Below are 18,618 nucleotides of genomic sequence, written 5' to 3'. Positions count from 1 at the left end.
AGCATGGCGGACAACGCCTACAATGTCGGCGACCTGGTGGCGGAGTTCCTCTCGCGCATCGGCGTCACCACCTGCTTCGGCATCGTCTCCGTCCACAATATCCCGATGCTGGACGGCATCGGCCGGCGCAACGCCATCCGCTACTGCATGGCGCGGGGCGAGATGGGCGGGGCGCACATGGCGGATGCCTATGCGCGGGTCTCCGGGCATCTCGGGGTGATGTTCTCCTCGACCGGGCCGGGCGCCGCCAATACGGTGCCGGGCCTGGTGGAGGCGCAGTTCGCCGGCTCCCCGGTGCTGCACATCACCGGCCAGACGCCGACGAAGTTCATCGACCGCGACATGGGCACGGTGCACGACGTGCCCGGCCAGACCGCGATGCTTGCCGCCGTCGGCAAGGCCGCCTTCCGCATCCGCTCGGCGCAGGAGGCGTTGGGCGTGCTGACCCGCGCCGCGGCGCTGGCCCTCACGCCGCCGATGGGCCCGGTCAGCGTCGAGGTGCCGATCGACATCCAGCGCACGCCCATCCCGCGCCCGGCGCAGCTGGACACGCTGGTCCTTCCGGTGCCGCCGCCCACGCCGCCATCGGAAGCCGCGCTCGACGAGGCGGCGGAGATCCTGGCCCGGGCGAAGCGGCCGATGCTCTGGCTCGGCAACGGCGCCAAGGCCGCCGGCGCCGAGGCCCTGGCGCTGCTGGCGCTCGGCTTCGGCGCGGTGTCGTCCTGGAACGGGCGCGGCATCGTGGCCGAGGACCATGCGATGACCCTCGGCGGGCTGCATGGCAACGGTGCGCCGCGCGTGCAGGAATTCTACAAGACCTGCGACGCCATGCTGGTCGTCGGCTCCCGCCTGCGCGGGCATGAGACGGGGGATTTCTCCCTGCCCCTGCCCGAGCCGCGCGTGCATGTCGATGTCGACCCCCGCGCCAATGGCCGCACCTACGGCAACACCGCCTTCGTCTGCGGCGACGCGGCGCTGGCCATGGCCGGGCTGGCGAAGCGGCTGCAGGGGCGCATGGCCGTCGATCCCGGCTTCGCCGCCGACTTCGCGGCGATGAAGGAGCGGGCGCTGGCGGAATACCGCGACACGCTCGGCCCCTATGCCGATTTCCCGGCGGAGCTGCGCCGCGCCCTGCCGCGCGATGCGCTCTGGGTGCGCGACATCACCATCAGCAATTCCTCCTGGGGCAACCGGGTCTTCCCGGTCTATGGCCCGCGCGACGCGGTCCACCCGATCAGCGCGGCGATCGGCCCGGGCCTGCCGATGGGGATCGGCGCGGCGATGGCGGGCGGCGGCCGCAAGGCCATCGCCATGGTCGGCGACGGCGGCTTCGCGATGAACCAGACCGAGCTCTGGACCGCCGTGCAGGAACGTGCCGAGCTGGTCATCATGGTGATGAACGACCGCGGCTACGGCGTCATCAAGCATATCCAGGGCGCGCTGCAGGACGGCCGGATGTTCTTCGGCGACCTGCTGGGGCCGGACCTGCAGAAGCTGGCCGCCGTCGCCGGCCTGCCGAGCTTCAAGGTCAGCCGGGCCGAGGAACTGGCCGGGACGGTGGCGAAGGCCGTCGCCACCCCGGGTCCGAGCCTGGTCGAGGTGGACATGACCGCGATCGGAGCCTTCCCGCCCTATGCGCCCTACAACAACATGGGCATCTACGCGAAGCGGGCGGCGGAATAGCCGCTCGCGCCCGCCCTGCTACGGCCGGCCGCTGCCGCCGCCGCCGCCGTCGTTGCCGCGCGAGGAGCCGAGCCGGTCCTGGCGGTCCATCTCCTGCAGGGCCAGGTTCGCCCCGGCCGCGGCGCGCGGCAGCACCGGCATGGCGGCCAGGCGCTGCACCGTCGCGGCGCCGCCCAGGGTGAAGACCGGCGGCGAGAGGATGCGCTCCGCCGCCGCGGCATCGCCGGCGCGCAGCGCGCGGGACGCGCCGTAAAGCCCATCCACCACCGCCTGGGTCGGCACGTTCGGCGCGATGCCGAAGGCCGCCTGCACTTCCCGCATGCCGAAGCCGAGTTCGGTCGAGACATTCGGGTTGAAGCCGCGCCAGCGCGGGCCGTAGGGCAGCTCGACCGTCAGGAACGTATAGTTAGCGACCGCGCGCGCCGCCTGATCGGGCCGGCCGGCGACGCTGCCGGGGTTGCCGAAGACATAGGCGGTATTGATCATTGCCGCCCGCACCGGGTCGCCGGCGCCCACCACGGCATCGTTCGGCAGCGTGGCCCAGCCATTCGGTGGCTGCTGCGGCGGGGTGCAGCCCGCCAGAAGCGGCAGGCAGAACAGGGCCGCGCGCAGGGCGAAGGCGGGCCGGGATCGGTCGAAGGCCATGATGCTGGAAGTCTCCTGCTGCACCGAACGGTGAAGGGCCCGGCCTCAACGGCGTCGGACCAGTATAGTCGCCCGTTGCAACGAATTCATGCGTCATCTCGGCGTGAGGCGTCCCGGTGGCGGCGGCCGCTTTCCGCCCCGCCGCAAGGGTGCATAATCGCCGCAACGGATGGGGGGAAATGCGGCATGAGCGGCAGTGGCACGGGCAATACGGGCAAGCCAGCGGGCTGGGGTGCAACCGGCGCCGCGGACACGCCGGCCGCACAGCTGCGCCGCAAGTACCCCACCTTCAACGATCTCCAGCGCCGGGCGAAATGGCGCGTCGCCCGCTTCGCCTACGACTTCGTGGCGGGCGGCGTCGGCGACGGCGCGCCGAACGTGGCGCACAACCGGGCGGCGATGGACGCGGTGCGGATCGTGCCGCGTTATGCGGTCGACCTTTCCGGCGTCAACATCGCCACCTCGATCTTCGGCCGCGACTATGGGGCCCCGGTCGGCGTCGCGCCGATGGGCAATGTCGGCATGGTCTGGCCGCGGGCGGATGCCATCCTGGCCGCCGCGGCGCAGGCCGCGCGCATCCCCTATGTATCGTCCACCGTCGCCAACGTGGGCATGGAGGAACTGGCGCGGATCGCCCCCGACAGCCTCTGGTTCCAGCTCTATGGCATGCCGGCCGAACACCACCGGCTGTCCCTCGACATGATCGCTCGGGCCGAGGCGGTGGGCGCACATGCGCTGGTCGTCACGCTCGACGTGCCGATGCGGCAGAAGCGGGTGCACGACGTGCGCAACGGGCTGGTGGTGCCGTTCAGGTTCCGGCCGCGGACCATCTTCGACATCGCCCGCGCGCCCTTCTGGGCGCTGGAGATGCTGCAGAAGGGCCAGCCGCGCTTCGAGAACATGCGGAAATACGTCGGCGAGACTGCCTCGGTCGGCGAGTTGGCCAGCTTCGTCACGCAGAACATGACCACCGGCGTGACCTGGGACGACATCGCCCGGTTCCGGGAGGCCTGGCCGCGCGCCCTGGTGCTGAAGGGCATCCAGCATCCGGCGGATGCGGAACGCGCCGTGGCACTCGGCGTCGACGGCATCTGGGTCTCGAACCATGGCGGCCGGCAGTTCGATGCGGCGCCGGCCTCGATCGACACGGTGCCGGCGATCGCGGCCGCGGTCGGCGGGCGGGCGAAGATCCTCTATGACGGCTCGATCCGCTCCGGGCTCGACGTGCTGCGGGCGCTGGCGGCGGGGGCGGATTTCTGCTTTGCCGGGCGGGCCTTTCTGCTCTCGGTCGCGGCGATCGGCCAAGCCGGTGGCGGCCATGCAACGGCCGCCTTCATGGAGGAGATCCGCGGCACCTTCGGCCAGGCCGGCATCCGCAGCGTGGCGGAGGTGACGACGGCGACGGTGCTGCACCCGAATGCCGTGCGGTTCGAGCCGGAAGGAAACGCGGCGGGGGTCGAGGCGCCGAGGCGCCGAGTGGGGTAAGGCCGGGGGAAGGGTATTCTCCCCGTTCAACGCATGCGTCCACCCCCATCATCCCTTTTCCCGAGTCGGCGCCCGACTCACAAAGGGGAAGGGAGGGGCTTGGGGAGGGAATACCTTTCCTTCCCCAACCTTGCCTCAGCCGCCGTCTCGCAGAAGTTCCCCGATCACCCTCTCCAGGTGCTGCAGCGTGTTGCACACCGCCGTCACCCGGCAATGCGGCGCATAGCGCAGCATGTCGGAATCCCCCGTCCCCCACAGCGTGCGGTATTCCGGGTTCAGCCAGACGATCTGCTTCGACCGGTCAGCCATGCGGGTCAGGATGTCGGTGCGCGGGTCGGTTCGGTTGCCGCGTCCGTCGCCCAGCACGATGACCGTTGTGTGGCTGTCCAGCAGTCGCATGTGCGCGGCCTCGAAATCCGCCAGTGCCATGCCGTAGTTGGACGACCCGAAGCCGGCCCGCGCCATGACCTCGGGGATCGCCGTCTCGATCGGGTTGCGCGCGAGGATCTCCGAGACATCGACCAGGTTGCCGGAGAAGGCGAAGGCGTGCAGGTCGGACAGCGCCTCGTTCAGCGAATAGAGGAACAGCAGCAGGAATTGCGCGATGGCGGCGACCGAGCCGCTGACGTCGCAGAGCACCACCAGCTTCGGCTTCTGGATTCGCTCCTGCTTCCAGATGGTGTGGAAGGGGATCCCGTCCCAGCCCATGTTCCGCCGGAGCGTCCGCCGCACGTCCAGCACCCCGCGGCGGTCGCGCTTGCGGTTGCGGCCGTATTGCGTCGCCAGACGGCGGGCCATGGCGCGGACCAGCAGCCGCATGCGCTCGTGGTCGCGCCGATCGATGGCGGACAGGCGCGTCTGGGTCAGCATCCGCTCGCGGAAGGCCTCGGTCTCGCCGCGGGCATAGAGCGCCAGGTTCTGCTCGACGAACTCCTTCACCTGCTCCCGCAGCCGGTCGCGGCCCTGGCGCAGGCGGCCGGTCCGCTCGGCTTCCGGCGCGGCGGTGATGGCACGTTCCAGCGCCTGCAGCCCCATCCGTTCCAGGATGCGGCGGGTGAAGAGGTTGACCTGGGTGAAGAGCGCGATGTTGGACAGGCCGGCCTCCTGCCCCGCCCGCTCCACCGCCGCGGCCAGCGCCGCCTGGTCGCCGGCCAGCAGCATCTCCGCCAGCGGCCCGCCGCCACCCCCGTTGCCCTCGCCCTCGCCGCCGCCGGCCTCGCCGCCCGGCGGGGGTTGCGGCCCCGGCGGCGCCTCCGTCTCCGGTTCCGCCCCGGCGGAGAAGTGGCCGCGCTTGAAGAACAGGTCGAAGATCGCGCCGAACTCGCGCTTTTCCTCCACGGTCTTGGCCATGACGATGGCAAGCGTGTCGCGCAGCCGATCGCGGTCGGCGAAGCCCACGACCTGCGCTGCCCGGGTCGCGTCGATGCTCTCGGCCGGGGAGATCCGCAGCCCGGCGCTGCGGGCGGCGCGGAAGAAGTCGAGCAGCGGGCCTTCCATGGAAGCGCTGGCCATCAGCGTACCGGGACCGCCTCCCGTTTCGCCTTCAGCAGCAGGTCGGCGATCTGCGGCTGCACCGCCTCGATGTCGCTCTCGAACTTGAGCAGCACGTTCAGCGTGTCCCGCACCATGGCGTGGTCCAGCTGCGCCGCATGCAGCAGCACCAGCACCCGCGCCCAGTCGATGGTCTCGCTGACCGAGGGCAGCTTCTTCAGGTCGAGCCCGCGCAGCTGCTGCACGAAGGCCACAAGCTGCCGCCGCAGGTCCTCGGCCGCGTCGGGGACGCGGGAGGCGATGATCCGAGCCTCCAGCCGCGCATCCGGCAGGCCGATATGCAGGTGCAGGCAGCGGCGCTTGAGCGCATCGCCCAGGTCGCGCATGGAATTGGACGTCAGCAGCACGATCGGCGCGATGTCGGCCTTCACCGTGCCGATCTCCGGGATGCTGACCTGGTAGTCCGACAGCAGCTCGAGCAGGAAGGCCTCGAATTCCTGGTCGGCCTTGTCGACCTCGTCGATCAGCAGCACCGCCCCGCCCGGCTCCCGCAGCGCCCGCAGCAGGGGGCGGGGCTCGAGGAATTCCTCGGAGAAGAACAGGTCGCTGACGCCGTGCAGGCGGCGCATCGCCGCCTCCATCCCCGGCTCCTCGCCGAGGACGCTGCCCAGCCGGTCCTTCAGGATCTGGGTGTAGAGCAGCTGCTTGCCGTACTTCCACTCGTACAGCGCCTTCGACTCGTCAAGTCCCTCGTAGCACTGCATGCGGATGAGGCTGAGGCCGAGCCAGGATGCCGCGGCCTTGGCCAGCTCGGTCTTGCCGACGCCGGCCGGCCCCTCGACCAGGATTGGCTTGCGGAGGTGGTGGGCGAGGTAGAGGGCGGTGGAGATCTGCCGGTTGGCGATATAGCCGGCGCCCTGCAGCCCGGCCTCGGTGGCATCGATCGAGGACAGCAACCCGTGCCAGGCGATGCTCATGCTGCGGTTCGACTCATGGGGGACGTCTCCGGTTCGGCGTTGCCGCTTTCCCCCATCATGGCCCGGCCGGGGCCGGCGGACAAATCCGCGCCGGGGGGTCTGGAGCGATCCGCCCACTCGTCTAGACTGTGCTCCAAGGAAACAGTCCCAGGAGATTTCGGTGCATTTGTCCGACCGGGTCACCGGCGCGGTCCTCGTGGCCCTGGGCGGCGCGGCCGCCATCGTGGGGTCCCGCCTGCCGGCGGTGCCCGGCCAGGATGTCGGGCCGGCCGCCTTCCCCCTCGTCATCGGCAGCGGCCTCGTCATTTGCGGCGCCCTCATCGCCTTCGGCGTCGGCCGCAGCTTCGAGGTGCCGGAGGAGGAGGATGCCGGCCCCGGCCCCTGGCGGCTGGGCGGCCTCCGCGCCCTGATCCCGCCCGCGCTGCTGGCCTTCTACGTTTATGCCTCGGAGCCGCTCGGCTTCCTGCTGACCGGGGCGATCATGGTGCTGGTCGCCGCCTTCGCGCTCGGCGCCCGGCCGCGGCTGGCGGTGCCGCTGGCAATCGTCGCGCCGCTGCTGGTGCATCTCGCCTTCTACAAGCTGCTGCGGGTGCCGCTGCCCGCGGGCGTCCTGCCGGCCCCGTGGTGACCCCGACATGATGGACCTTCTCGAAGCCTGCCGCATGGTCGCGCAGGTCGATGTCGTCGTCGCCATCCTGGCCTCGGCCATCTACGGGCTGGTGGTGGGCTCGCTGCCCGGCCTTTCCGCCACCATGGCGACGGCGCTGCTGGTGCCGGTGACCTTCTGGCTCTCGCCGATCGCCGCGATCGCCACGATCATCACGGCCTCGGCCATGGCGATCTTCTCCGGGGATATTCCGGGCTGCCTGCTGCGCATCCCCGGCACGCCCGCCAGCGCCGCCTACACGGACGAAGCCTATGCCATGACCCGCAAGGGCCAGGCGGAGATGGCGCTCGGTGCCGGGCTCTGGTTCTCGGCGATCGGCGGCGTCGTCGGCACCCTGTCGCTGGTGCTGATGGCCCCGCTGCTGGCCGAGATGGCGCTGTCCTTCTCGACCTACGAGTATTTCTGGCTCGCCTTCCTCGGACTGATGTGCGCGACGCTGGTGGCGCGGTCCTCGCCCATCAAGGCCATCGCTTCCATGCTGCTCGGCCTGCTGGTCTCCTGCATCGGCATGGAGAACCCGGCGGGGACGCCGCGCTTCACCTTCGGGCTCACGGACCTGCTGGGCGGGATCGAGCCGATCCCGGCCCTGGTCGGCGTCTTCGCGGTGTCCGAGGTGATGCGGGCGATGGTGACGGCGGAGCCGCCGCCGCTGCCCCGGCGGAAGTTCGGTTCCATCCTGGCGAACCAGTGGATGCTGACCAAGAAGTACCAATGGCCGATGTGGCGCGGCAACATCATCGGCATCATCATCGGCGTGCTGCCGGGCGCCGGGGCCGACATGGCGGCCTGGGTCAGCTACGCCATGAGCAAGAAGTTCTCGAAGGAGCCGGAGCTCTTCGGCACCGGCCACCCGGAAGGGCTGGTCGAGGCGGGCGCCTCCAACAACGCCTCGCTCGCCTCGGGCTGGGTGCCGAGCCTGCTCTTCGGCATCCCGGGCGACACCATCACGGCGATCGCCATCGGCGTGCTCTACATGAAGGGGCTGAACCCCGGCCCGACGCTGTTCACCGAGCGGGCGTCGAGCATGTACGCGCTCTATCTCATCTTCATCATCGCCAACATCATCATGATCCCGCTCGGCATCATCATGATTCGGATCGCCAGCACCGTGCTGCGGGCGCCGCGGGCGGCAGTGATGCCGGTGATCCTTCTGCTCTGCGCGGTCGGTGCCTTCGCCACCGGCAGCAACCTGTTCTCGGTCCTGCTGGTCGGTGTCTTCGGCATCTTGGGCTTCGTGATGGAGCGCAACGGCTATCCCGTGGCGGCGCTGGTGCTGGGGATCGTGATGGGGACAATGGTGGAGCAGAATTTCGTCACATCCCTCATCAAGTCGGACGGCGACATCCTGCCCTTCTTCGAGCGCCCGGTTTCCGGCGTGCTGGCGGCCCTGACCTTCGGCGCGCTGCTCTGGCCGCTCGGCGTCTGGATCTGGAACCGCACCCGCGGCCGCCGCCTGGCCGCGGGTTAAGACCGGTCACGCAAAGTTCCGCCACCGGGCATTGCCGCCCGGTGGCCACCTGCCCTAGCTATCGACGCAACGAGGCACCCCGCCGGGTGGGGCGCCCGAGGAGGAGACCACCCATGATCGAGCTTTCCCGCCGCACCCTGCTCGGCAGCGGCGCCGCCCTGCTGGCGGCCCCCGCCCTCGCCCAGCCGAAATGGCCGGCCCGCCCGGTGCAGCTGCTCTGCCCCTGGGCCGCCGGCGGCGGCACCGATGCCGTGGTCCGCATCGCCGCGACGCTGCTCGAGCGCGACCTCGGCCAGCCCTTCAACGTGGTGAACCGCACCGGCGGCTCGGGCGTCGTCGGTCATGCCGCGATCGCCCAATCCAACCCGGACGGCTACACACTCGGCATCATCACCTCCGAGATCTGCATGCTGCACTGGCAGGGGCTGACGGAGGTCACCTACAAGAACTTCACTCCGCTGGGGCAGCTCAACAACGACCCGCCGGGCATCCAGGTGAATGCCTCCTCCCCCTACAAGACGGCCAAGGACCTGGCGGAGGCCATCAAGGCCAGCCCGCCCGGCAAGTTCAAGGCGAGCGGCACCGGCCAGGGCGGCATCTGGCACCTGGCGCTGGCCGGCTGGCTGATCGCCATGGGGCTGAAGGCCGACCACGTCCGCTGGGTGCCGTCGAACGGCGCGGCGCCGGCGATGCAGGACCTGGCGGCGGGCGGGCTCGACTTCACGACCTGCTCGGTGCCCGAGGCGCGCGCCATGCTGGATGCCGGCCGGGCCCGTAGCCTGGCGGTGATGGCGCCGGCGCGGCTCTCCGCCTTCCCCAATATCCCGACCCTGCAGGAAGCCATGGGAATCGGCTTCACCACCGGCGCCATGCGGATCATCGCCGGGCCCGCCGGCCTGCCGGCCGAGGTGGTGGCGGCCGTCGGCCCCGCGCTGAAGAAGGTCTATGACAGCAAGGAATACCAGGACTTCATGAACGCCCGCGGCTTCGGCTTGGTCTATGCCGATGCGGCGGGCGCCGGGAAGGCGCTGGCCGAGGCCGACGCGGCGCTGGGCAATGCGATGAAGGAAGCCGGGCTGGCCAAGGCCTGAACCGGCGGGAAGGCTGGGGGAGAAGGTATTCTCCCCCGCTGGACGCATGCGTCCAACCCCTCATCTATTTCTGTGGGTCCAGCACTCGCTGCGCGGCGGCAGCCGACCCACAAAAAGGAAGGGTGAGGTCCGGGGAGGGCATGCCTGTTTCCCTCCCCGACCTCATTCCTCCGGCTCCGTCGTGAAGAGCAGCGGGTAGCCCTCCTGCCGCCCGGCATCCGTTGCGGCGGTGGCCTTCTCCTCCGCCACATCCTTGGTGAAGACCGCCACGACACAGACGCCGCGCCGATGCGCGGTCATCATCACCCGGCCGGCCTGTTCCTCGCCCATGCGGAATTCCGCCCGCAGCACCCGCACCACGAAGTGTCGGGGGGTGAAGTCGTCGTTGACCAGCAGGACCTTGTGCAGCTTCGGCCGCTCGACCTTCAGCTCCGGTTTGGTACGCGAAACGGTGATCGGATCGTTCATCCTAGCCCTCCGGCCAAGCTGTCGGGCCGCTTATGGCCCACCGAAGCCCCGCGGCTTACACCCGGGCCGGCCTTCCGCCAATGCCCTTGCCGCGACGGGCGGATGACCACACTCTCACGATGGAATGGCGGGAGGGCCTGGCGTGGCCGGCTTCAAGAGCACCGAGAGCTACATCGCGTCGCGCGACCTGGAGGTCGCGGTCAATGCCGCCGTCGCGCTGCAGCGCCCGCTGCTGGTGAAGGGCGAGCCCGGCACCGGCAAGACCGTGCTGGCGCACGAGGTCGCCGCCTCGCTCGGCCATCCGCTGATCGAGTGGCACATCAAGTCGACCACCAAGGCGCAGCAGGGACTATACGAGTACGACGCCGTTTCCCGGCTGCGCGACGGCCAGCTCGGCGACGAGCGGGTCCACGACATCGGCAACTACATCGTCCGCGGCAAGCTCTGGGACGCCTTCGAGGCCGACCGGCCGCAGGTGCTGCTGATCGACGAGATCGACAAGGCCGACATCGAATTTCCGAACGACCTGCTGCTCGAGCTCGATCGCATGCAGTTCTTCGTCTACGAGACGCGGAAGACGGTGGTGGCGAAGCACCGCCCCGTCGTCATCATCACCTCGAACAACGAGAAGGAGTTGCCGGACGCCTTCCTGCGCCGCTGCTTCTTCCATTACATCCGCTTCCCCGACCGCGAGACGATGGAGAAGATCGTCCAGGCGCACTACCCCGACATCAAGCAGGAGCTGGCGCGGGAGGCGTTGAACGTCTTCTTCCAGGTCCGCGGCGTGACCGAGCTGAAGAAGAAGCCGGCGACAAGCGAGTTGCTGGACTGGTTGAAGCTGCTGATGATCGAGGACCTGCCGCCCGAGGTGTTGCGGTCCTCGGATCCGAAGACCGCCATCCCGCCGCTCTACGGCGCGCTGCTGAAGAACGAGCAGGACGTGCACCTGTTCGAGCGGCTGGCCTTCCTGTCGCGGCGGCAGCAGGGGCGGTGAGGTCCTTGGGGGAGAGAGGGCACCGTTGATCACCTTCGGTGCTCGACCCCCCAAACCCCCACTCACCGCTTTTTCCGAGTCGGGTCCCGACTCACAGAAATAGATGAGGGGGGTCCGGGGGGAGAATGCCTTCTCTCCCCGATCTTCTCCGGGAGACGTTCGATGCTCGCCCAGTTCATCTTCGCGCTCCGCACCGCCGGCATCCCGGCCAGCATCACCGAATACCTCACCCTGCTGCAGGGCATGAAGTCCGGCGTCGCCGACTACAGCGTCGACGACTTCTATCACCTGTCGCGCGCCACGCTGGTGAAGGACGAGCGCCTGCTCGACCGCTTCGACCGCGTCTTCGGCGAGGTCTTCAAGGGACTCGAGCCGCCCGAGGGCGACCCGATGCAGCAACTGCCGGAGGAATGGCTGCGCAAGCTGACGGAGAAGCTGCTGTCGGAGGAGGAAAAGGCGGCGATCGAGGCCGCCGGCGGCTTCGACAAGCTGATGGAGCTGTTGAAGCAGCGCCTGGCCGAGCAGAAGGGCCGCCACCAGGGCGGCAGCAAGTGGATCGGCACTGGCGGCACCTCTCCGTTCGGAGCCCATGGCTACAACCCCGAGGGCGTCCGCATCGGCCAGGAGGAATCGCGCAACCGCCGCGCGGTGAAGGTCTGGGACAAGCGGGAGTTCAAGGACCTCGACGGCGACATCGAGATCGGCACCCGCAACATGAAGCTGGCGCTGCGCCGTCTCCGCCGCTTCGCCCGGCAGGGCGCGGCGACCGAGCTCGACCTGCCCGACACCATCCGGGCGACGGCCAACAACGCCGGCACGCTGGACCTGAAGATGGTGCCGGAGCGGCACAATACGGTGAAGGTGCTGCTCTTCCTCGATATCGGCGGGTCGATGGACGACCACATCCGGGTCTGCGCCGAGCTCTTCTCCGCCTGCCGGGCGGAGTTCAAGCACCTCGAGCACTACTACTTCCACAACTGTCCGTACGAGCGGCTCTGGACCAACAACCGCCGGCGCAAGGAAAGCGAGGTCCCGACCTTCGAGGTGCTGCGGAAATACGGCCCGGACTACAAGGCGATCTTCGTCGGCGACGGGGCGATGAGCCCCTATGAGATCATCCAGCCCGGCGGCAGCGTTGAGCACTGGAACGAGGAGACCGGCCAGGTCTGGCTGGACCGCATGACCGGCCATTTCCGCCGCAGCGCCTGGCTCAACCCGATGCCGGAGGCGGCCTGGCCGCGCTACCAGTCGGCGCAGATCCTGCACAAGCTGATGGAGCAGCGCATGTTCCCGCTGACCCTCGGCGGGATCGACGCGATGACGCGGGAACTGAGCCGGTAGCACCAACCCCCGCCGTCCGGACATGAAAAAACCCCGGGGCCTCGCGGCTGCCGGGGTTTTTCCTGGGTGTCAGGCGCGGCTCAGGGCAGCGGCTGCGGGTTGGGCGACAGGCTGCGCAGGTAGGCGATGACATTCGCCCGGTCCTGCACGTCCTTCAGCCCGACGAAGCCCATCCGGGTGCCCGGGGCATACTTGGCCGGGGCGAGCAGCCAATGGTTCAGCTCCTCGTAGTTCCAGGGGCCCTGCTTGCCCTTCAGCGCGGCGGAATAGTTGAAGCCTTCCAGGTGGCCATGCGGCTTGCCGACCACGTCGTAGAGGTTCGGGCCGACGCCGTTCTTCCCGCCCTCGTTCGCGCTGTGGCAGACGGCGCATTGGCGGCGGAACAGGGCGCCGCCCTTCTCCGGATCGGCGCTGGCCATCAGCGGGCCGACGGCCGGGATCTCGGCCTCGGCCGCGGCCGGAGCGGCGGCGGGGGCAGCAGCAGCAGCGGCGGCAGCCGGGGCGGCGGCCGGCGCCGCGGCGGCACCGGCCGGCGGCAGCGGCGGGGCATTCGGCGAGATCGAGCGCAGGTAGGCGATCACGTCGGCGCGCTGCTGGGTATTGCTCAGGCCGGCATAGCCCATCCGGGTGCCCGGCGCGTAGGCGGAGGGCTTGTACAGCCACTCATTCAGCTCCTGGTAGTTCCAGGGGCCCTGCTTCGACTTCAGCACCGCGGAGTAGTTGAAGCCCTCGGCATGGCCGTGCGGCGCGCCGACGACGCCGTAAAGGTTGGGGCCGACGCCGTTCTTGCCGCCCTGATTCACGCTGTGGCAGGCGGCGCACTGCTTCTGCACGATGCCCTGGCCGTTCTCGACGCTGGCATTGGCCAGCAGGCCGGCGATCGGCTCCGGCCCGGCAGGCGCGGCGGCCGGCGCGCCGGCGGGCGCGGCGGTCTCGCCGATCTTGATGGCGCTTTCGTGCGGACGCTCGCCATGCACCAGGATTTTGCCGACCTGACCGGCCAACATGAAGGTGATGCCGGCCGTCAGGACGGCGGCGAAGGCCTTGTTCAGTTCAAGCGAGCTCATCGGCGATGGCGTCCTTGGCAACGCGACGGACGAATGGCACCGCGCGCCGGTTGGGCACGGTAGGCAACCGCGCATGGATATAGCCGAAGCGACGCAGGTCGCAACCCACCCCGGCGGCGATTGGGGGGTGCGGCAGGCCCCCTTTCGCCCCCTTGAATTGGCAAGGGCCGGCCCCCGCCGCGGCGGGGCACCGGCCCTGTCCGGTGCCGACCCGGCGAACCGGGCCGCGACTACTGCCGGATCGGCGGCGGCGCGTCGATGTTGGTCACCGCGTTCAGCTCCGGATAATCCTGCAGCATGGAGACGCCGAGCAGCGGCTTATAGGCGCCCTGGTGACAGGTCCCGCAGTTCACCTTCAGCGGGTCGCCATGCAGGCCGACGCGCGGCTGGACCGGACCCGTCGGCGGGCCATAGGGATTGGCCGCCCATTGCGGCTGCAACGGAGTGATGAAGTTGTTGTTCACGTCCCGCACCATGCGGATGCCGTGCCAGGCATTGGTCCGCTGCGGCGGGCTCTCCTCCCAGGAATACCAGGCGCGGGAGTTGTGGCAGTAGGTGCAGACGACCCCCAGCGAGGTGGACATGTGCATCATCAGCCCGTAGGTCCACTCGGCATCCTTGATGCCGGGCTTCACCGGCATGACGCGCGGCGCCGGGGTCTGCACCCGGATCTGCGCATTGCCGCTGAGATAGGGCGTGAAGGGATCATAGGGCAGCGAGGTCAGGCCGACCGAGCCGCTGGCCAGGTTCTGTCCCGCCGTGCCGACCGAGAGGCCCGCGGAGCGCGGCGGGGTGTCGTTGTGCGCCCAGGAATAGGCCGGCACCGGCTGGCCGCGGTGGCAGGTGTAGCAGGTGACGCCGGTCTCCTGCACATGGCTCTTCCACTCGGCATTGATCCGGGCGGTCATCTGCAGCATGCGCCGTGCCACGACCTTCGTGTAGATCTCGTCGGAGGCCATGTTGTTGGGGTTGTGGCAGTAGTTGCACCCCTGCTCCGGCGCCACCCAGCCGGTGAGCGCCGCCATGGTCCGGGCGAACTGGGTGACCGAAAGGTCCCCCAGCACCTGGACATTCTTGTAGACCGCGCTCGCCTTCGGCCCGACCGCGCCGACCTGCGGCACCACGGCCGGGATGGCGTTCTTCGCCAGCGTCATGCGTTCCAGCCGCGGGTTCACCACCTGTTCGATGCCGAGCCCGCGATAGCCGAGCTGGACGGTATCCATCGGCGGCCGCTCGAAGGTGAAGAGCAGCGCGAAGCCGCCGATCAGCGCCGCGGCGGCGCCGGCGGCTTTGAGGGCGTAGCTCATCGTGCACCTCCCAGGGCAGGATCAGGCAGAGCGTTGAAGGCCTCCGGCGGGTAGGAGGGCGCGAAGGCGTGCTGCATCGCCCATTGGTGCCAGTTGTCCACCACCGTGCCGGTCAGCAGGATGCCGATGCCGCCCGTGAGCGGACAGAGCACGGCGAACCACCAGGCCCAGCGGTGAATGCTCTCGAAAGTGGCGTTGAAGCCCATGGTCCAGCGCCAGAACAGCCCGCCGCGCTCGGCCGCCGTGCCGCGGTCGATCGCCAGTTCGATCTCGCGCTCGCCGCCGAAGCGCCCGAGCGCCAGGATGGTGGCGCCGTGCATGGCGAACAGCAGCGTCGCGCCATAGAGAAAGACGATGCTGAGCGCGTGGAAGGGGTTGTAGAACAGGTTGCCGTAGCGGATCGACAGCGCCGCGGTCCAGTCGAGGTGCGGGAAGATGCCGAAGGGCACCGCCTCTGACCAGGAGCCCATCGCCAGCGGCCGGAGGAAGCCGCAGACAAAGAACAGCCAGAGCGCCGCGGCGAAGGCCCAAGGCACATGCGTCCCCATCCCGAGCGCGCGGGCCCGGCGATAGGTGCGGATCCACCACAGGATGACCGAAAGCGAGAGGAAGAAGCCGGCGACGATCCACCAGCCGCCCTCGTTCAGCGGCGGGAAGCGCAGGCCGTATTTCGGCGCCGGCGGCTCGAGCGCCAGCCAGAAGAGCTGACGGACGAACTGCCGGATGTCCCAGTTGACGCTGTCGAGCATCACCAGGCCGATGATCTCGAAGGCGATGAAGCCGCAGATCACGGACAGCAGGCCGGTCATGCCGAGATAGAGCGGCCCGACCTGCGCGTCGCCGAGCCGGCCGAGCAGGTGCCAGTGCCCGACCTTGCCCTGCCGCTCGACGCTGTCGCGCGACAGCGGCACACCGGGATAGGCGGGCCCGATGACCTGGATCCGGGTGAAGATATTCTGGTATTCGGCCATGGATCGGTCCCTCCCCCTTACGACCAGATCGGCAGGTTGAGCCACCAGCCCCACCAATCGGGCCAGCCGCGCGACCAGAAAGGCCCGCTGATGATGATGCAGACGGCGCTCCAGAAGCCGGCCGACAGCGCGACGAAGAGGCCGAGCCGGTGGATGCCAAGGGTGCCGATCGAGTAGCCGATGAAGTCGCGGAAGAAGCTGTTCTCGTGCTCCGAGGTCTTCACCGCCTCGCCCCGTGGCGGGTTCAGCGCCGAGAGCACCAGGCCGCCGTGCAGCGACAGCGCCAGCACCGTGGTGAAGAAGAAGGTCACCGCGATCATGTGCGCCGGATTGTAGTGGAAGTGCAGGTACTGGTACCCGACGTTCGACACCCAATCGAGGTGGCTGAAGATGCCATAGGGGAAGCCGTGCCCCCAGGCACCCAGCAGCACCGGCCGGATCACCACCAGCGAGATGTAGGCGAAGACCGCGACGCTGTAGGCGACGGGGATGTGGTACCCCATGCCGAGCTTCCGCGAGATCTCCGCCTGCCGGAAGATCCAGGACACGAAGGCGCCGATGGCGCAGATCGTGATGATCTGCCACAGCCCGCCGTCCCGGATCGGCGCCAGGCCGAGGCCGTACTTCAGGTCGGGCGGCGCGATATTGATCAGCCACGGATTCCACGTACCGCCGATGGCCGCGCCATAGAGGATCAGCGCGGTGCCGATCACGGTGAAGAATGCCGTGGTGATGCCGAAGAAGCCGACCCAGAACGGCCCGATCCAGAAGTCGAAGAGATCGCCCCCGACCAGGGTGCCGCCGCGGACACGGTACTTCTGCTCAAAGCTCAGCATGGACATCGCATGATCCCCTCATCCGCGCGGCGGCGGTCAGGCCGTCGCAGGATGCTTCCGACAGGGGCTGGGGCAGGCTTCCGCCCGTCCCGCCCACTGTCGTGAAGCGGACGCCGGCGGACTACCGCGCGGGCGGACGGGCGGCCACGGCGCCCGGCTGCGCATTCATCGTCGGCGCGCACCAGCCGAGATGGTCGCAGTAGCGCGGTGAGCTGAGCACCGCGAAGTGGATGACGAAGGCGATCGCGATGACGCCGATGGCCGCGAGGACCAGCGAGCGGCGTGGATCGAACAGCATCCAGATCTTGTGCATATTCAACATGGTTCTCTCCCCAGGATGCGGGCGACAAGGCGGCCGCGCGGCCGCCCCTCAGCCAATCAGAAGAAGCGCCAATCCGGCGGCACGGCCTGGCCGCCGTAGACCAGCGGACGCCACAGCCACACCAGGATATGCGCACCCATCGACGCGAAGACGGAGAACGCCCAACCCTTCATCAGCAGGTTGTTGACCTCCCTCGCCTCGTCCTCCGTCAAGCCGGAGGGTCCCTTGATATCCGCCATAGTCGGACCTCCTACATGGCCTTGCGGCCGGTACCGCGCAGGTCCCGCGCGGCAGGGATCGGCGCGACGGCGAACGCCGCGCGCGATGGGGTGCCGGAAGCCTCGCCGGGCGCGCTCATGCGACGCGTCCCTCGGCAAGCTCGGCCAGCAGGCGCGAGACGCGCGCCGCGGTGACGGTCGTCTCCGACGCCGCGCGCGCGTCGCGCTCGGCACGCTCGCGCAGCCGCTTGGCCGCCGAGATGCGGAGCAGGAAGGGCTCGGCCTCCAGGTGCCGCTCGAGCACCGCCTGCGCCGCCGGCTCCCACATCTCGGCCGGGCGCGCCGGCGTCGGCTCGACGCGGTCGAGGTCGGTGCCGAGGGGGAGGATGTGGAAGAGCGCGTCGAACAGCGCGTTGCAGTATTCCTGGACCAGGTAGGTCGCGCCGGCGAAGCCCATGAAGGGCGTGCCGGTGGCGCGGCGGATGATCGCGCCGGGGAAGCTGGCCGGGATATAGGTGCAGCGCGCCCGCGTCTCGGCGGCGTACATGCGCTCGTTGTAGGAACCGAACAGCACCAGCGGCGGCGTGCGCTTCATCGCCTCCCGCACCGCGGCGTTGTCCGGCTTCATCCCAGGCTTGCGGGCGAAGGAGAAGGCGCAGGGCACGCCCATCTCCTCCTCGAGGAAGCGCCGGAGGCCGCGCGCGTAGGTCTCGGTCGCCACCACGGCGAAGCTGGCGGTGGCGTAGAAGTCCTGCGTCACGCTGCGCCAGAGGTCCCAGATCGGCTTGATCGTGGTGTGCTTCTCGCGCTCGATGAAGGGCTCGGGGTCGAGCCCGGTCAGCTCGCCGAGCTTACGCAGGAAGTTGGTGGTGGCGAAGATGCCGAAGGGCGCGTGTAGATAGGGGCGGTCGAGCTCCTCGCAGAGCTTGCGGCCGAACTCCCGGTACATGCAGATGTTGACGTCGGCATTCGGCAGCCTGGCCACGTCGTCGATGTGAGAGCCCAGCGGGAAGACCAGGTTGACCTCGCAGCCGATGCCCTCGACCAGGCGGCGGATCTCGGCGAGGTCGGACGGCATGTTGAAGGTGCCGTAGATCGGCCCGATGATGTTGACCCGCGGCGCCTCGCCCTCCCGGCGGGCGCGCGGCTTCACCTTGCCCCGCTTGGCGCCGAACTCGGTCCAGAGCCAGTTGATGGCGCGGTCGGCCGCCTGCCACTGGTCCTCGTCGATGGTGCGCGGGATGAAGCGCAGCAGGTTGCTTCCCTCCGGCGTCACGCCGCCGCCGATCATCTCGGCGATCGAGCCGGTGACCACCACCGCCGGAAGGTCGGGGTCCTGGCTCGCCGCGGCGCGGCGCATCGACCCCTCGGTGCCGTTCTGCGACAGCGAGTCCTCGTCGAGCCCGGTCACCACCACCGGCAGCTCGTGCGGCGGCAGCGCGTCGGTGTAGTGCAGCACCGCCGTGACCGGCAGGTTCTCGCAGCCCACCGGGCCGTCGATGACGACGCGCAGGCCGCGCACCGCGGCGAAGGCATAGACGGCGCCCCAGTAGCCGCCGGCCCGGTCATGGTCGAGGACGAGCATGG

18 protein-coding genes are annotated in these 18,618 nt (G+C 69.5%); 7 read left to right on the top strand and 11 right to left on the bottom strand.

The features are described from left to right. The first annotated feature begins 3 nt into the window (after nucleotides 1-3). Entirely contained in the window at nucleotides 4-1,683 is a 1,680-nt protein-coding gene (locus E2C06_RS07550; RefSeq protein ID WP_133287982.1) for a thiamine pyrophosphate-binding protein, read from the top strand. 18 nt (nucleotides 1,684-1,701) lie between these two features. On the opposite strand, the gene E2C06_RS07545 is transcribed toward E2C06_RS07550, so the two are convergent. Further along, a complete protein-coding gene (locus E2C06_RS07545; protein ID WP_133287981.1) occupies nucleotides 1,702-2,328 on the bottom strand; it encodes a hypothetical protein in 627 nt (208 codons plus the stop codon). Nucleotides 2,329-2,514: 186 nt separating this feature from the next. Between E2C06_RS07545 and E2C06_RS07540 the strand changes: the two genes are divergently transcribed. After that, entirely contained in the window at nucleotides 2,515-3,813 is a 1,299-nt protein-coding gene (locus tag E2C06_RS07540; RefSeq protein WP_133287980.1) for an alpha-hydroxy acid oxidase, read from the top strand. 135 nt (nucleotides 3,814-3,948) lie between these two features. Here E2C06_RS07540 and E2C06_RS07535 read toward each other — a convergent pair whose 3' ends face one another. Both E2C06_RS07535 and E2C06_RS07530 read right to left on the bottom strand, forming a co-directional pair. After that, nucleotides 3,949-5,325 (bottom strand): VWA domain-containing protein, encoded by a 1,377-nt coding sequence (locus tag E2C06_RS07535; protein ID WP_206664463.1) that lies wholly within the window; start codon nucleotides 5,323-5,325, stop codon nucleotides 3,949-3,951. Next, nucleotides 5,325-6,281: an AAA family ATPase gene (locus E2C06_RS07530; RefSeq protein ID WP_133287979.1), complete on the bottom strand. Its 957-nt coding sequence runs from the start codon at nucleotides 6,279-6,281 to the stop codon at nucleotides 5,325-5,327. The genes E2C06_RS07535 and E2C06_RS07530 overlap by 1 nt, the downstream gene beginning before the upstream one ends. 160 nt (nucleotides 6,282-6,441) lie before the next feature. Between E2C06_RS07530 and E2C06_RS07525 the strand changes: the two genes are divergently transcribed. From E2C06_RS07525 to E2C06_RS07515, 3 genes are all read left to right on the top strand, one after another. Further along, nucleotides 6,442-6,909 (top strand): tripartite tricarboxylate transporter TctB family protein, encoded by a 468-nt coding sequence (locus tag E2C06_RS07525; protein ID WP_133287978.1) that lies wholly within the window; start codon nucleotides 6,442-6,444, stop codon nucleotides 6,907-6,909. A 7-nt stretch (nucleotides 6,910-6,916) separates the two neighbouring features. Beyond that, on the top strand, nucleotides 6,917-8,416 hold the full coding sequence (locus E2C06_RS07520; protein WP_133287977.1) for a tripartite tricarboxylate transporter permease: 1,500 nt from the start codon (nucleotides 6,917-6,919) through the stop codon (nucleotides 8,414-8,416). Between the two features lie 113 nt (nucleotides 8,417-8,529). Continuing rightward, nucleotides 8,530-9,507, top strand: coding sequence for a tripartite tricarboxylate transporter substrate binding protein (locus tag E2C06_RS07515; RefSeq protein WP_133287976.1), 978 nt, complete (start codon nucleotides 8,530-8,532; stop codon nucleotides 9,505-9,507). A 162-nt stretch (nucleotides 9,508-9,669) separates the two neighbouring features. Here the strand turns inward: E2C06_RS07515 and clpS are convergent, their stop codons facing one another. Then, nucleotides 9,670-9,975 (bottom strand): ATP-dependent Clp protease adapter ClpS, encoded by a 306-nt coding sequence (gene clpS, locus E2C06_RS07510; protein WP_133287975.1) that lies wholly within the window; start codon nucleotides 9,973-9,975, stop codon nucleotides 9,670-9,672. A 142-nt stretch (nucleotides 9,976-10,117) separates the two neighbouring features. On the opposite strand from clpS, the gene E2C06_RS07505 reads away from it, so the two are divergent. Together E2C06_RS07505 and E2C06_RS07500 are read left to right on the top strand one after the other, a co-directional pair. Further along, nucleotides 10,118-10,969 carry an AAA family ATPase gene (locus E2C06_RS07505; RefSeq protein ID WP_241671163.1) on the top strand — a complete coding sequence of 284 codons (852 nt, stop codon included), beginning with the start codon at nucleotides 10,118-10,120 and terminating at the stop codon, nucleotides 10,967-10,969. Nucleotides 10,970-11,131: 162 nt separating this feature from the next. Then, entirely contained in the window at nucleotides 11,132-12,310 is a 1,179-nt protein-coding gene (locus E2C06_RS07500; protein ID WP_133287973.1) for a vWA domain-containing protein, read from the top strand. 80 nt (nucleotides 12,311-12,390) lie between these two features. On the opposite strand, the gene E2C06_RS39200 is transcribed toward E2C06_RS07500, so the two are convergent. The 7 genes from E2C06_RS39200 to bchZ form a co-directional block, all read right to left on the bottom strand. Further along, entirely contained in the window at nucleotides 12,391-13,377 is a 987-nt protein-coding gene (locus tag E2C06_RS39200) for a c-type cytochrome (protein ID WP_193560429.1), read from the bottom strand. A 230-nt stretch (nucleotides 13,378-13,607) separates the two neighbouring features. Beyond that, the gene (pufC, locus tag E2C06_RS07480) at nucleotides 13,608-14,684 is read right to left on the bottom strand and encodes a photosynthetic reaction center cytochrome PufC (RefSeq protein ID WP_133287972.1); all 1,077 of its coding nucleotides are present in this window, start codon (nucleotides 14,682-14,684) and stop codon (nucleotides 13,608-13,610) included. Then, complete coding sequence (gene pufM / locus E2C06_RS07475; RefSeq protein WP_133287971.1) at nucleotides 14,681-15,655, bottom strand: photosynthetic reaction center subunit M; 975 nt, start codon at nucleotides 15,653-15,655, stop codon at nucleotides 14,681-14,683. The genes pufC and pufM overlap by 4 nt, the downstream gene beginning before the upstream one ends. A 17-nt stretch (nucleotides 15,656-15,672) precedes the next feature. Next, entirely contained in the window at nucleotides 15,673-16,497 is an 825-nt protein-coding gene (gene pufL, locus E2C06_RS07470; RefSeq protein WP_133287970.1) for a photosynthetic reaction center subunit L, read from the bottom strand. A gap of 115 nt (nucleotides 16,498-16,612) precedes the next feature. Further along, on the bottom strand, nucleotides 16,613-16,804 hold the full coding sequence (pufA, locus tag E2C06_RS07465; protein WP_133287969.1) for a light-harvesting antenna LH1, alpha subunit: 192 nt from the start codon (nucleotides 16,802-16,804) through the stop codon (nucleotides 16,613-16,615). Nucleotides 16,805-16,869: 65 nt separating this feature from the next. Next, nucleotides 16,870-17,052: a M14 family metallopeptidase gene (locus tag E2C06_RS07460; protein ID WP_133287968.1), complete on the bottom strand. Its 183-nt coding sequence runs from the start codon at nucleotides 17,050-17,052 to the stop codon at nucleotides 16,870-16,872. Between the two features lie 115 nt (nucleotides 17,053-17,167). Continuing rightward, nucleotides 17,168-18,616: a chlorophyllide a reductase subunit Z gene (bchZ, locus tag E2C06_RS07455; protein ID WP_133287967.1), complete on the bottom strand. Its 1,449-nt coding sequence runs from the start codon at nucleotides 18,614-18,616 to the stop codon at nucleotides 17,168-17,170. Nucleotides 18,617-18,618 lie beyond the last annotated feature (2 nt).

This window comes from Dankookia rubra, assembly GCF_004355005.1.
Lineage (GTDB): Bacteria > Pseudomonadota > Alphaproteobacteria > Acetobacterales > Acetobacteraceae > Paracraurococcus > Paracraurococcus ruber_A.
The sequence above is the reverse complement of the archived record's forward strand: the minus strand, read 5'-3'. Positions and strand labels throughout refer to the sequence as shown.